Origin of the sequence: Paraburkholderia sp. UYCP14C (assembly GCF_004197395.1) — a bacterium.
Lineage (GTDB): Bacteria > Pseudomonadota > Gammaproteobacteria > Burkholderiales > Burkholderiaceae > Paraburkholderia.
On record NZ_SELS01000015.1, the window covers coordinates 14,352 to 26,422 of the forward strand.

Here is a 12,071-nt window from a genome sequence, read left to right on the forward strand (position 1 = left end):
TCGTCTCATCGCCTGCGCGCCGTTCCCTTCGCCGTCTCTGTCAAATACATGTCCCGTCCGCTCGAAATCCTCAACGAAGTCTTTGGTTATCCCGCGTTCAGAGGGCAGCAGGGCGAAATTGTCGAGCACGTCGCCGACGGTGGTGATTGCCTCGTGCTGATGCCGACGGGTGGCGGCAAATCGCTGTGCTATCAGATTCCGTCGCTAGTGCGGCGCGAACGTGGCTTCGGTGCGGGCATCGTGGTGTCGCCACTGATCGCGCTAATGCAGGATCAGGTGGCTGCGCTGACCGAAGTGGGCGTGCGCGCCGCGTACCTGAACTCGACGCTCTCGAGCGCCGAGGCGATTGCCACCGAGCGCGCGCTGCGCGACGGCGACATCGATCTGCTCTACGTCGCGCCGGAACGGCTGATGACACCGCGCTTCCAGGAACTGCTCGAGCGCACGCGCATCGGCCTTTTCGCGATCGACGAAGCGCATTGCGTGTCGCAATGGGGGCACGATTTCCGGCCTGAATATATTCAGCTGTCGGTGCTGCACGAGCGCTTTCCGAATGTGCCGCGCATCGCGCTGACGGCCACCGCCGACGCGATCACGCGCGACGAAATCATCCACCGTCTCGCGCTCGAGGATGCGCGCGTGTTCGTGTCGAGTTTCGACCGGCCGAACATCCGCTATCGCATCGCCGAAAAGGACAATGCGCGCACGCAGCTGCTCGACTTCATCCGTGCCGAGCATACGAAACCCGACGGGACGACCGACGCGGGCGTCGTCTATTGCCTGTCCCGCCGCAAGGTCGAAGAAACCGCGGAGTGGCTGAAGGAAAAGGGCATGCGAGCGCTGCCCTACCACGCCGGCATGGAGTTCGAGGTGCGCCAGAAGCATCAGGAGATGTTCCAGCGCGAGGAGGGCGTGGTGATGTGCGCGACGATCGCGTTCGGCATGGGCATCGACAAACCCGACGTGCGGTTCGTCGCGCATCTGGATTTGCCGAAGAGCGTCGAAGGATACTACCAGGAGACCGGCCGCGCGGGCCGGGACGGGCTGCCGTCGAACGCATGGATGGCGTACGGGCTCGGCGATGTCGTGCAGCAGCGCAAGATGATCGACGAATCGGAGGCCGACGACGCGCACAAGCGGGTCCAGACCGGCAAGCTCGACGCTCTGCTCGGTTTGTGCGAGACGGCGACATGCCGGCGGGTGCGCCTGCTCGCGTACTTCGGCGAAACGAGCCAGCCGTGCGGCAACTGCGACAACTGCCTCGAGCCGCCGCCGACCTGGGATGCGACGCGCGAGGCTCAAATGGCGCTGTCGTGCGTGTTTCGCGCGCAGCGGGCGAGCGGCTTTCATTTCGGCGCCGGACACCTGATCGATATTTTGCGCGGCAACCGCAGCGAGAAAATCATGCAGCGCGGCCACGAGAAGCTGACTACGTTCGGTATCGGCGCGGCACTCGGTGAGCCGGAGTGGCGTGCGGTGTTCCGCCAACTCGTCGCATTCGGCTACCTCACGGTCGATCACGAAGGCTTCGGCTCGCTCGTGCTGACGGAGGCGAGCAAGCCGGTGCTCAAGGGCGAGCAGAAAGTGACGATGCGCCGCTATGTCAAGCCGACCCGCACGCGCCAATCGTCGGGGCGTACGAGCGAGCGCGCAGATCCGACGATCGGCATGGGTCCGCGAGAACGCGCCCGCTGGGAGCGTCTGCGCATGTGGCGCACCGAAACCGCGAAGAGCGACGGTGTACCGGCTTACGTGATTTTCCATGACGCGACGCTCGCGGAAATCGCCCGTCTCGGGCCCGGTTCTATCGACGATCTGCGCAGTATTCCGGGCATGGGAGCGCGTAAACTGGACCGTTTCGGCTACGAATTGCTGAATGTCGTGGCGGCAGACTGACGTCATCTGGCTGTTTTGCGGGATCGACAGGGGTGCGAAACATCGCAACCTGTTGACTCCCTTAGTATTTTCGGAATATTATGCTAGGTTCCGGTTCTTGGAATGCTTGCGCGCGACTTCAGTTCGTGCGCGAGTAAGCCGGCCGGAAGTTCGATGCGCAGGCGTTTTCGCTTTGCCCGGAAACAGATGCGTCGATTTTGTTCAATTTCAGGAATAAACAATGCCAACCATCAATCAACTGGTTCGCAAAGGCCGCACGTCGGAAACGACGAAGAGCAAGAGCCCGGCTTTGCAGGACTGCCCCCAGCGTCGCGGCGTGTGCACCCGTGTGTACACCACGACGCCGAAGAAGCCGAACTCGGCACTCCGTAAGGTCGCCAAGGTTCGTCTGACGAACGGCTTCGAAGTCATTTCGTACATCGGTGGTGAAGGCCACAACCTGCAGGAACACTCGGTGGTGCTGATTCGCGGCGGCCGTGTGAAGGACTTGCCGGGTGTGCGTTACCACATGGTTCGCGGCTCGCTGGATACCCAGGGCGTCAAGGATCGTAAGCAGGCTCGCTCGAAGTACGGTGCGAAGCGTGCCAAGGCTGGCAAGTAATTAGCCGGTCAAGCGTAGTTTCAGGTCGCCTGCAAAGGCGGTAATAGCGATGGTGCCGGAATTGCCGGTGCTATCGAGTAAGTGGTCACCCGACCAGGCTGGTTAGTCTTACGGATGAATCGGGTTAGTTGGTGGCCGCGGGGCTGCAAACAGCTCCAACTGAAAAGGTAAAGGAAGAAACATGCCGCGTCGTCGCGAAGTCCCCAAGCGGGAAGTGTTGCCGGATCCGAAGTTCGGCAACGTTGATGTAGCAAAATTCATGAACGTGCTGATGCTCTCCGGCAAGAAGTCGGTTGCCGAGCGTATCGTGTACGGCGCTTTCGAACAGATCCAGACCAAGGGTGGCAAGGACCCGCTGGAAGTGTTCACGGTGGCGCTCAACAACGTCAAGCCGGTGGTCGAAGTTAAGAGCCGCCGCGTTGGTGGTGCGAACTATCAGGTTCCGGTCGAAGTGCGCCCGTCGCGTCGTATGGCATTGGCGATGCGTTGGCTGCGTGAAGCCGCGAAGAAGCGTAGCGAGAAGTCGATGGCCCTGCGTCTGGCAGGTGAACTCTCCGAAGCGGCCGAAGGTCGTGGCGGCGCGATGAAGAAGCGCGACGAAGTTCACCGGATGGCAGAAGCCAACAAGGCGTTCTCGCACTTCCGTTTCTAAGCTTCCCGGCCTCGGGTTTAGCGGAAAAACGGAAAGAAATTCCGGGCGGGTGCGCTTTAAAGGCGCCTCGCCCGTTTGTGTTACAGCGCGATGGGTATCTCTCGCATCGCGTCATCCCAATAGAGGATCAAAGTGGCTCGCAAGACTCCTATCGAGCGCTACCGTAACATCGGTATTAGCGCTCACATCGACGCCGGCAAAACGACGACGACCGAGCGCATTCTGTTCTACACGGGCGTGAACCACAAGATTGGTGAGGTTCACGACGGCGCTGCCACCATGGACTGGATGGAGCAGGAACAGGAGCGCGGCATCACGATTACTTCCGCTGCTACCACGGCATTCTGGAAGGGTATGGCGGGTGACCGCGCCGAGCACCGCATCAACATCATCGACACCCCGGGCCACGTCGACTTCACGATTGAAGTCGAGCGCTCGATGCGCGTGCTCGACGGCGCGTGCATGGTGTACTGCGCTGTGGGCGGCGTGCAGCCCCAGTCGGAAACCGTGTGGCGTCAAGCTAACAAGTACAAGGTTCCCCGTCTCGCGTTCATCAACAAGATGGACCGTACCGGCGCGAACTTCTTCAAGGTCTACGATCAGCTCAAGCTGCGTCTGAAGGCGAACCCGGTTCCGGTCGTCGTGCCTATCGGCGCGGAAGAGAACTTCACGGGCGTCGTCGATCTGATGAAGATGAAGGCGATCATTTGGGACGACGCGTCCCAGGGCACCAAGTTCTCGTACGAAGAAATCCCGGCAGAACTCGTCGACACGTGCAACGAATGGCGTGAAAAGATGGTCGAGGCCGCGGCTGAAGCCAACGAAGACATGATGAACAAGTATCTCGAGTCGGGTGAGCTGACCGAAGAGGAAATCATCAAGGGTCTGCGCGACCGTACGATCGCTTGTGAAATCCAGCCGATGCTGTGCGGCACCGCGTTCAAGAACAAGGGTGTACAGCGCATGCTCGACGCTGTGCTCGACTTCCTGCCGTCGCCGATCGACATTCCGCCGGTTACCGGAGAGCTGGAAAACGGTGAAAAGGGTGAGCGCCGCGCTGCTGACGACGAAAAGTTCTCGGCACTGGCATTCAAGATCATGACCGACCCGTTCGTCGGCCAACTGATCTTCTTCCGTGTGTACTCTGGCGTCGTGAATTCGGGTGACACGCTACTGAACGCGACCAAGGACAAGAAGGAGCGTCTCGGCCGTATTCTGCAAATGCACGCGAACCAGCGCGAAGAAATCAAGGAAGTGCGCGCAGGCGACATCGCCGCTGCGGTCGGCCTGAAGGACGCGACCACGGGCGATACGCTGTGCGATCCGACGAGCCCGATCGTGCTTGAGCGCATGGTTTTCCCGGAACCCGTGATTTCGCAGGCCGTTGAGCCGAAGACGAAGCCGGACCAGGAAAAGATGGGTCTGGCACTGAACCGACTGGCGCAGGAAGATCCGTCGTTCCGCGTCCAAACGGACGAAGAATCGGGTCAAACCATTATTTCAGGCATGGGCGAACTCCACCTGGAAATTCTGGTTGACCGGATGAAGCGTGAATTCGGCGTTGAAGCAACGGTTGGCAAGCCGCAAGTGGCTTACCGCGAAACCATTCGCGGTAAGGCGGAAGACGTTGACGGCAAGTTCGTCAAGCAGTCGGGCGGTCGCGGCCAGTACGGTCACGCGGTCATCACGCTCGAGCCGAACGAGCAGGGCAAGGGCTACGAGTTCCTGGATGAGATCAAGGGCGGCGTGATTCCGCGTGAATACATCCCGGCAGTCGACAAGGGTATCCAGGAAACGCTGAAGGCTGGCGTGCTGGCGGGCTTCCCGGTCGTTGACGTGAAGGTTCACCTGACGTTCGGTTCGTACCACGACGTCGACTCGAACGAAAATGCGTTCCGCATGGCCGGTTCGATGGCGTTCAAGGAAGCGATGCGCAAGGCTCAGCCGGTCATTCTCGAGCCGATGATGGCTGTCGAGGTCGAAACGCCGGAAGACTACATGGGCAACGTGATGGGCGACCTGTCTGGCCGTCGCGGTATCGTTCAGGGCATGGATGACATGGTTGGCGGCGGCAAGATCGTTCGCGCCGAAGTGCCGCTGTCGGAAATGTTCGGCTATTCGACGTCGCTGCGTTCGCTGACGCAAGGTCGTGCAACGTACACGATGGAGTTCAAGCACTACGCTGAAGCTCCGCGTAACGTGTCGGAAGCGATCATCAACGCGAAGTCGAAGTAATCGCGCGGCAAAGTCATTCAACGATTAACTTTCTGAAAGAAGAGAAACATGGCTAAAGGTAAATTCGAACGGACCAAGCCGCACGTGAACGTGGGCACGATCGGTCACGTTGACCACGGCAAGACCACGCTGACGGCAGCGATCACGACGGTTCTGACGCAGAAGTTCGGCGGCGAAGCGAAGGCATACGACCAGATCGACGCAGCGCCGGAAGAGAAGGCGCGCGGCATTACCATCAACACCGCGCACGTCGAGTACGAAACGGCTAACCGCCACTACGCACACGTCGACTGCCCGGGCCACGCTGACTACGTGAAGAACATGATCACGGGCGCGGCACAGATGGACGGCGCAATCCTGGTGTGCTCGGCAGCTGACGGCCCGATGCCGCAAACGCGTGAGCACATCCTGCTGGCGCGTCAGGTTGGCGTTCCGTACATCATCGTGTTCCTGAACAAGTGCGACATGGTGGACGACGCCGAGCTGCTGGAGCTCGTCGAGATGGAAGTTCGCGAACTTCTGTCGAAGTACGACTTCCCGGGCGACGACACGCCGATCATCAAGGGTTCGGCCAAGCTGGCGCTGGAAGGCGACAAGGGCGAACTGGGCGAAGTGGCGATCATGAACCTGGCCGACGCGCTGGACACGTACATCCCGACGCCGGAGCGCGCGGTTGACGGTGCGTTCCTGATGCCGGTGGAAGACGTGTTCTCGATCTCGGGTCGCGGCACGGTGGTGACGGGCCGCGTCGAGCGTGGCGTGATCAAGGTCGGTGAGGAAATCGAGATCGTCGGTATCCGCGCGACGGCCAAGACGACCTGCACGGGCGTGGAAATGTTCCGCAAGCTGCTCGACCAGGGTCAGGCAGGCGACAACGTTGGTATCCTGCTGCGCGGCACGAAGCGTGAAGACGTGGAGCGTGGTCAGGTGCTGGCCAAGCCGGGTTCGATCAACCCGCACACGCACTTCACGGCTGAAGTGTACGTGCTGAGCAAGGACGAAGGCGGCCGTCACACGCCGTTCTTCAACAACTACCGTCCGCAGTTCTACTTCCGTACGACGGACGTGACGGGCTCGATCGAGCTGCCGAAGGACAAGGAAATGGTGATGCCGGGCGACAACGTGTCGATCACGGTGAAGCTGATCAACCCGATCGCAATGGAAGAAGGCCTGCGTTTCGCAATTCGCGAAGGCGGCCGTACGGTCGGCGCTGGTGTCGTCGCCAAGATCATCGAGTAAAATCGGGGATTGCTGTAGCAGCATGCAGTGCCCGGGTCCGGGCACTCGCTCTCCGCGAGCGCCCGGGCCTACGTTCTTTTACCAATCGGCGATGCAAGATCGCCTCGCTCTTTTCAAGGAATTTGTCATGCAGAACCAGAAAATCCGCATTCGCCTGAAGGCTTTCGACTATCGCCTGATCGACCAATCGGCAGCTGAAATCGTCGACACCGCAAAGCGGACTGGCGCAATTGTTCGTGGTCCGGTGCCCCTGCCGACCCGCATTCAACGTTTCGACATCCTGCGTTCGCCGCACGTCAACAAGACGTCGCGTGACCAGCTCGAAATCCGCACACACCAGCGTCTGATGGACATCGTCGACCCGACGGACAAGACCGTTGACGCATTGATGAAGCTGGATCTGCCGGCTGGCGTGGACGTTGAAATCAAGCTGCAGTAAGGCTCCAGCCCTTGTCCGGTAAGCCGGACAGCGCTAAGTCATTGATTGCTTGCGAAAAACGAAAAGGCTCGCTATAATAGTGGGCTTTTCGCGCATTTGCGCAAAAAAGTCGGTGTGCTGCAGCATGGTTTCATGCCCGAAACGGCGCCGGCATTTTGTAAATTAGCCCCGACCAATCGCAGTCGGGAATGGAGAAAACGATGAGCCTTGGACTCGTAGGTCGCAAGGTTGGCATGACCCGTATCTTCACGGCTGAAGGGGATTCGATTCCCGTCACCGTGCTGGACGTGTCCGACAACCGCGTGACGCAGATCAAGACTGTTGAAACCGACGGCTACACGGCCGTGCAGGTTACCTTCGGTACGCGCCGCGCATCGCGCGTGACGAAGCCGTTGGCAGGTCATCTCGCCAAAGCTGGCGTTCAAGCCGGTGAAATCCTCAAAGAATTCCAGATCGATGCCGCTAAGGCTGCCGAGCTGTCGAACGGCACCGTGGTTGGTCCCGAGTTGTTCGAAGTGGGCCAGAAGGTCGACGTGCAAGGCGTGTCGATCGGTAAGGGCTACGCCGGTACCATCAAGCGTTACAACTTCTCGTCGGGCCGTGCATCGCACGGTAACTCGCGCTCGCACAACGTGCCGGGCTCGATCGGTATGGCGCAGGATCCGGGTCGAGTTTTCCCGGGTAAGCGCATGACCGGTCACATGGGTGACGAGAAGGTAACGGTGCAAAACCTCGAAATCGCTCGTATCGACGCTGACCGCAAGCTGCTGCTGGTCAAGGGCGCCGTTCCGGGTGCGAAGGGTGGCAAGGTATTCGTTACGCCGGCCGTGAAGACGCGTGCTGTGAAAGGAGCGAAATAATGGAACTTAAGCTCCTGAATGCCAATGGTCAGGAAGGTGCAGGCGTTAGCGCGTCGGACGTCGTGTTCGGCCGCGATTACAACGAAGCCCTGATTCACCAGGTGGTGGTTGCGTACCAGGCAAATGCCCGTAGCGGCAACCGCGCTCAGAAGGATCGTGAGCAGGTCAAGCACACGACCAAGAAGCCGTGGCGCCAGAAGGGTACGGGTCGCGCCCGTGCCGGTATGTCGTCGAGCCCGCTGTGGCGCGGCGGTGGTCGTATCTTCCCGAATTCGCCGGAAGAAAACTTTTCGCACAAGGTCAACAAGAAGATGCATCGCGCAGGTCTCTGCTCGATCTTCTCGCAGCTGGCCCGCGAAGGCCGCATCTCGGTGGTCGACGAGCTGACGCTCGAAGCACCGAAGACGAAGCTGCTGGCCGAAAAATTCAAGGCGATGGGTCTCGACTCCGTGCTGGTGATTACCGACACCGTTGACGAAAACCTGTACCTCGCGTCGCGCAACCTCGCCCACGTGGCGGTTGTCGAGCCGCGTTACGCCGACCCGCTGTCGCTGATCTACTTCAAGAAGATCCTGATCACGAAGGCTGCGGTCGCCCAGATCGAGGAGTTGCTGTCATGAGCGAGATTCGCAAGAACGATCATCGTTTGATGCAGGTCCTGCTCGCGCCGGTGGTCTCCGAAAAGGCGACGCTGGTTGCCGACAAGAACGAGCAGGTTGTGTTCGAAGTCGCGCCGGATGCCACGAAGCAGGAAGTGAAGGCTGCAGTCGAGCTGCTGTTCAAGGTGGAAGTCGATTCCGTCAACGTGCTGGTCGCGAAGGGCAAAGCCAAGCGCTTTGGTCGCTTCATGGGCAAGCGCAAGGACGTGAAGAAGGCGTACGTCTGCCTGAAGCCCGGCCAGGAAATCAACTTTGAAGCGGAGGCCAAGTAATCATGGCAATCGTGAAAGTTAAGCCGACTTCGCCGGGCCGCCGCGCGATGGTCAAGGTGGTCAACAAGGAATTGCACAAGGGCAAGCCGTTCGCGGCACTGCTCGACACGCAGTCGTCGACCGCCGGCCGTAACAACAACGGTCACATCACCACGCGTCACAAGGGTGGTGGTCACAAGCATCACTATCGTGTCGTCGATTTCCGTCGCACGAAGGACGGTATTCCAGCAAAGGTCGAGCGTCTCGAGTACGACCCGAACCGTAGCGCAAACATTGCGCTGGTCCTGTACGCAGACGGCGAGCGCCGCTACATCATTGCTCCGAAGGGTGTCACCGTCGGTCAGCAACTGATGTCGGGTTCGGAAGCGCCGATCCGCGCAGGTAACACGCTGCCGATCCGCAACATTCCGGTCGGTACGACGATTCACTGCATCGAAATGCTGCCGGGCAAGGGCGCGCAAATGGCGCGTTCGGCTGGTACGTCGGCGATGCTGCTGGCGCGCGAAGGCGTCTACGCGCAGGTTCGTCTGCGTTCGGGCGAAATCCGCCGCGTGCACGTTGAATGCCGCGCAACGATCGGTGAAGTGGGCAACGAAGAGCATAGCCTCCGTCAAATCGGTAAGGCTGGCGCAAACCGCTGGCGCGGTATCCGCCCGACGGTGCGTGGCGTTGCAATGAACCCGGTCGACCACCCGCACGGTGGTGGCGAAGGCAAGACTGCGGCAGGCCGCGATCCGGTGAGCCCGTGGGGCACGCCGACGAAGGGCTATCGCACCCGCAGCAACAAGCGCACGACGAGCATGATCGTCCAGCGCCGTCACAAGCGTTAAGGAGTAGGCAATGGCACGTTCTATTAAGAAAGGTCCGTTCTGCGACGCCCATTTGCTGAAGAAGGTTGAGGCGGCTGCAGCTACGCGCGATAAGAAACCGATCAAGACCTGGTCGCGTCGTTCGACGATCCTGCCGGACTTCATCGGTCTGACGATCGCCGTTCACAACGGCCGTCAACACGTTCCGGTGTATGTCACGGAAAACATGGTCGGCCACAAGCTTGGCGAGTTCGCACTGACCCGTACGTTCAAGGGTCACGCGGCCGACAAGAAGGCCAAGAAATAAGGGGCAATCAAGATGGAAGTGAAAGCAATTCATCGCGGTGCCCGCATCTCGGCGCAGAAAACGCGCCTTGTGGCTGACCAGATCCGCGGTTTGCCGGTCGACAAGGCGCTGAACGTTCTGACGTTCTCGCCGAAGAAGGCTGCGGGAATCGTGAAAAAGGTCGTGCTGTCGGCGATCGCGAATGCGGAGCACAACGAAGGTGCCGATATCGACGAGCTCAAAATCACGAGCATCTACATCGACAAGGCAGCGTCGCTGAAGCGTTTCACCGCGCGTGCTAAAGGCCGCGGTAACCGCATCGAGAAGCAATCCTGTCACATCACTGTGACGGTCGGGAATTAAGGGGTCATACGATGGGACAGAAAATTCATCCGACTGGCTTCCGTTTGGCCGTCAGCCGCAATTGGGCGTCGCGTTGGTACGCGAACAACAACAATTTCGCGGCGATGTTGCAGGAAGACATCGGTGTTCGTGAATACCTGAAGAAGAAGCTGAAGAACGCGTCCGTCGGCCGCGTTGTGATCGAGCGTCCTGCAAAGAACGCACGTATCACGATTTTCAGTTCGCGTCCGGGTGTCGTGATCGGCAAGAAGGGTGAAGACATCGAACTGCTGAAGTCCGAGCTGCAAAAGCGCATGGGCGTTCCGGTTCACGTCAACATCGAAGAAATCCGCAAGCCGGAAACCGACGCGCAACTGATCGCTGATTCGATCACGCAACAGCTCGAGCGCCGGATCATGTTCCGCCGCGCGATGAAACGTGCGATGCAGAACGCGATGCGTCTGGGTGCTCAAGGCATCAAGATCATGAGCGCTGGCCGTCTGAACGGTATCGAAATCGCCCGTACGGAATGGTACCGCGAAGGTCGCGTGCCGCTTCACACGCTGCGTGCAGATATCGACTACGCAACGTCGGAAGCAAAGACGACGTACGGCATCATCGGCGTGAAGGTGTGGGTCTACAAGGGCGACACGCTCGGCCGCAATGACGCACCGGTGGTCGAAGAAGTCGCCGAAGAAAAGCGTCCGCGCCGCAACGCACGTCCGGGTGGCGATCGCCGTCCGCGTCGTGATGGTGAAGGTGGTGGCCCGGCAGGTGCACGCCGTGGCGCTCCTCGTCGTGCTGGCGGTGCCGGCGGCGACGGGAAGACTGGAGAATAACGATGCTGCAACCGAAACGCAGAAAGTATCGCAAAGAGCAGAAAGGTCGTAACACCGGCGTTGCTACCCGCGGCAACGCGGTGTCGTTCGGTGAGTTCGGCCTGAAGGCTGTCGGTCGTGGCCGTCTGACCGCGCGCCAGATTGAGGCGGCGCGTCGTGCAATGACGCGTCACATCAAGCGCGGTGGCCGCATCTGGATCCGGATCTTCCCGGACAAGCCGATCTCGACCAAGCCGGCTGAAGTGCGTATGGGTAACGGTAAGGGTAACCCGGAGTACTACGTCGCTGAGATTCAACCGGGCAAGATGCTGTACGAAATGGACGGCGTAACCGAAGAACTGGCGCGCGAAGCGTTCCGTCTGGCTGCAGCGAAGCTGCCGCTGAAGACGACGTTTATCGTGCGTCAGCTCGGCGCCTAAGGAGCAAATGATGAAGGCTTCCGAGCTTCACCAGAAAGATCAGGCCGCGCTCAACAAGGAGCTGTCGGACCTGTTGAAGGCGCAATTCGGCCTGCGCATGCAACTCGCGACCCAGCAACTCACGAACACGAGTCAGCTGAAGAAGGTTCGTCGCGACATCGCACGTGTGCGGACCGTCCTGACTGAGAAGGCGAACCAGAAATGAACGATAGCGTAAAAACCTCGCTCAAGCGGACGCTGGTCGGCAAGGTCGTCAGCAACAAGATGGACAAGACGGTTACCGTGCTGGTCGAGCACCGCGTGAAGCACCCGATCTACGGCAAGTACGTGGTGCGTTCGAAGAAGTACCACGCGCATGACGACGCGAACACGTACAACGAGGGCGACCTCGTTGAAATCCAGGAAACTCGTCCGATTTCGAAGACGAAGGCTTGGGTTGTTGCTCGCTTGGTCGAGGCTGCTCGCGTCATCTAATGTCGCAAAGCTGTAGAAGTAGTTGAAATCGCAGTAAGTTTCGCTTGCA

Annotated in this window: 16 protein-coding genes; all 16 read left to right on the plus strand. The window is 59.9% G+C overall.

Annotation, left to right across the window (positions count from 1 at the left end; translation table 11 throughout):
* Positions 1-48: 48 nt before the first annotated feature.
* The 16 genes from recQ to rpsQ all read left to right on the plus strand — a co-directional run bounded on the left by recQ (position 49) and on the right by rpsQ (position 12,022).
* Positions 49-1,896, plus strand: a complete 1,848-nt coding sequence (gene recQ / locus EVC45_RS15795; RefSeq protein WP_129958911.1) for a DNA helicase RecQ — start codon at positions 49-51, stop codon at positions 1,894-1,896.
* Positions 1,897-2,116: 220 nt separating this feature from the next.
* Complete coding sequence (gene rpsL / locus EVC45_RS15800) at positions 2,117-2,497, plus strand: 30S ribosomal protein S12 (protein ID WP_006053290.1); 381 nt, start codon at positions 2,117-2,119, stop codon at positions 2,495-2,497.
* Positions 2,498-2,678: 181 nt separating this feature from the next.
* Complete coding sequence (rpsG, locus tag EVC45_RS15805; RefSeq protein ID WP_006053291.1) at positions 2,679-3,149, plus strand: 30S ribosomal protein S7; 471 nt, start codon at positions 2,679-2,681, stop codon at positions 3,147-3,149.
* 132 nt (positions 3,150-3,281) lie between these two features.
* Positions 3,282-5,384 (plus strand): elongation factor G, encoded by a 2,103-nt coding sequence (fusA, locus tag EVC45_RS15810; RefSeq protein ID WP_129958912.1) that lies wholly within the window; start codon positions 3,282-3,284, stop codon positions 5,382-5,384.
* A 48-nt stretch (positions 5,385-5,432) separates the two neighbouring features.
* Positions 5,433-6,623: an elongation factor Tu gene (gene tuf / locus EVC45_RS15815; RefSeq protein WP_129958904.1), complete on the plus strand. Its 1,191-nt coding sequence runs from the start codon at positions 5,433-5,435 to the stop codon at positions 6,621-6,623.
* Positions 6,624-6,750: 127 nt separating this feature from the next.
* Positions 6,751-7,062 carry a 30S ribosomal protein S10 gene (gene rpsJ / locus EVC45_RS15820; protein ID WP_006998489.1) on the plus strand — a complete coding sequence of 104 codons (312 nt, stop codon included), beginning with the start codon at positions 6,751-6,753 and terminating at the stop codon, positions 7,060-7,062.
* Between the two features lie 200 nt (positions 7,063-7,262).
* Complete coding sequence (gene rplC / locus EVC45_RS15825; protein ID WP_008923347.1) at positions 7,263-7,922, plus strand: 50S ribosomal protein L3; 660 nt, start codon at positions 7,263-7,265, stop codon at positions 7,920-7,922.
* Positions 7,922-8,542 carry a 50S ribosomal protein L4 gene (gene rplD, locus EVC45_RS15830; protein WP_007180136.1) on the plus strand — a complete coding sequence of 207 codons (621 nt, stop codon included), beginning with the start codon at positions 7,922-7,924 and terminating at the stop codon, positions 8,540-8,542. Before rplC ends, rplD begins: the two co-directional genes overlap by 1 nt.
* Positions 8,539-8,853, plus strand: a complete 315-nt coding sequence (gene rplW / locus EVC45_RS15835) for a 50S ribosomal protein L23 (protein WP_008923345.1) — start codon at positions 8,539-8,541, stop codon at positions 8,851-8,853. The genes rplD and rplW overlap by 4 nt, the downstream gene beginning before the upstream one ends.
* Before the next feature lie 2 nt (positions 8,854-8,855).
* The gene (rplB, locus tag EVC45_RS15840; protein ID WP_008923344.1) at positions 8,856-9,683 is read left to right on the plus strand and encodes a 50S ribosomal protein L2; all 828 of its coding nucleotides are present in this window, start codon (positions 8,856-8,858) and stop codon (positions 9,681-9,683) included.
* A 10-nt stretch (positions 9,684-9,693) separates the two neighbouring features.
* On the plus strand, positions 9,694-9,969 hold the full coding sequence (gene rpsS / locus EVC45_RS15845) for a 30S ribosomal protein S19 (protein ID WP_027797286.1): 276 nt from the start codon (positions 9,694-9,696) through the stop codon (positions 9,967-9,969).
* A 12-nt stretch (positions 9,970-9,981) separates the two neighbouring features.
* Entirely contained in the window at positions 9,982-10,311 is a 330-nt protein-coding gene (rplV, locus tag EVC45_RS15850) for a 50S ribosomal protein L22 (protein ID WP_011490054.1), read from the plus strand.
* A gap of 11 nt (positions 10,312-10,322) precedes the next feature.
* Complete coding sequence (rpsC, locus tag EVC45_RS15855) at positions 10,323-11,129, plus strand: 30S ribosomal protein S3 (RefSeq protein WP_012434570.1); 807 nt, start codon at positions 10,323-10,325, stop codon at positions 11,127-11,129.
* 2 nt (positions 11,130-11,131) lie between these two features.
* Entirely contained in the window at positions 11,132-11,548 is a 417-nt protein-coding gene (gene rplP / locus EVC45_RS15860) for a 50S ribosomal protein L16 (RefSeq protein ID WP_008923342.1), read from the plus strand.
* Positions 11,549-11,558: 10 nt separating this feature from the next.
* Complete coding sequence (rpmC, locus tag EVC45_RS15865) at positions 11,559-11,753, plus strand: 50S ribosomal protein L29 (RefSeq protein ID WP_007180130.1); 195 nt, start codon at positions 11,559-11,561, stop codon at positions 11,751-11,753.
* Positions 11,750-12,022, plus strand: a complete 273-nt coding sequence (gene rpsQ / locus EVC45_RS15870) for a 30S ribosomal protein S17 (protein ID WP_007180129.1) — start codon at positions 11,750-11,752, stop codon at positions 12,020-12,022. Before rpmC ends, rpsQ begins: the two co-directional genes overlap by 4 nt.
* The last annotated feature ends 49 nt before the right edge of the window (positions 12,023-12,071 follow it).

Excerpts from the sequence above, each read along its gene's own strand:
- recQ (WP_129958911.1), top strand. The coding sequence starts at position 49 with ATGTCCCGTCCGCTCGAAATCCTCAACGAAGTCTTTGGTTATCCCGCG.
- rpsL (WP_006053290.1), top strand. The coding sequence starts at position 2,117 with ATGCCAACCATCAATCAACTGGTTCGCAAAGGCCGCACGTCGGAAACG.
- rpsG (WP_006053291.1), top strand. The coding sequence starts at position 2,679 with ATGCCGCGTCGTCGCGAAGTCCCCAAGCGGGAAGTGTTGCCGGATCCG.
- tuf (WP_129958904.1), top strand. The coding sequence starts at position 5,433 with ATGGCTAAAGGTAAATTCGAACGGACCAAGCCGCACGTGAACGTGGGC.
- rpsJ (WP_006998489.1), top strand. The coding sequence starts at position 6,751 with ATGCAGAACCAGAAAATCCGCATTCGCCTGAAGGCTTTCGACTATCGC.
- rplC (WP_008923347.1), top strand. The coding sequence starts at position 7,263 with ATGAGCCTTGGACTCGTAGGTCGCAAGGTTGGCATGACCCGTATCTTC.
- rplD (WP_007180136.1), top strand. The coding sequence starts at position 7,922 with ATGGAACTTAAGCTCCTGAATGCCAATGGTCAGGAAGGTGCAGGCGTT.
- rplW (WP_008923345.1), top strand. The coding sequence starts at position 8,539 with ATGAGCGAGATTCGCAAGAACGATCATCGTTTGATGCAGGTCCTGCTC.
- rplB (WP_008923344.1), top strand. The coding sequence starts at position 8,856 with ATGGCAATCGTGAAAGTTAAGCCGACTTCGCCGGGCCGCCGCGCGATG.
- rpsS (WP_027797286.1), top strand. The coding sequence starts at position 9,694 with ATGGCACGTTCTATTAAGAAAGGTCCGTTCTGCGACGCCCATTTGCTG.
- rplV (WP_011490054.1), top strand. The coding sequence starts at position 9,982 with ATGGAAGTGAAAGCAATTCATCGCGGTGCCCGCATCTCGGCGCAGAAA.
- rpsC (WP_012434570.1), top strand. The coding sequence starts at position 10,323 with ATGGGACAGAAAATTCATCCGACTGGCTTCCGTTTGGCCGTCAGCCGC.
- rplP (WP_008923342.1), top strand. The coding sequence starts at position 11,132 with ATGCTGCAACCGAAACGCAGAAAGTATCGCAAAGAGCAGAAAGGTCGT.
- rpmC (WP_007180130.1), top strand. The coding sequence starts at position 11,559 with ATGAAGGCTTCCGAGCTTCACCAGAAAGATCAGGCCGCGCTCAACAAG.
- rpsQ (WP_007180129.1), top strand. The coding sequence starts at position 11,750 with ATGAACGATAGCGTAAAAACCTCGCTCAAGCGGACGCTGGTCGGCAAG.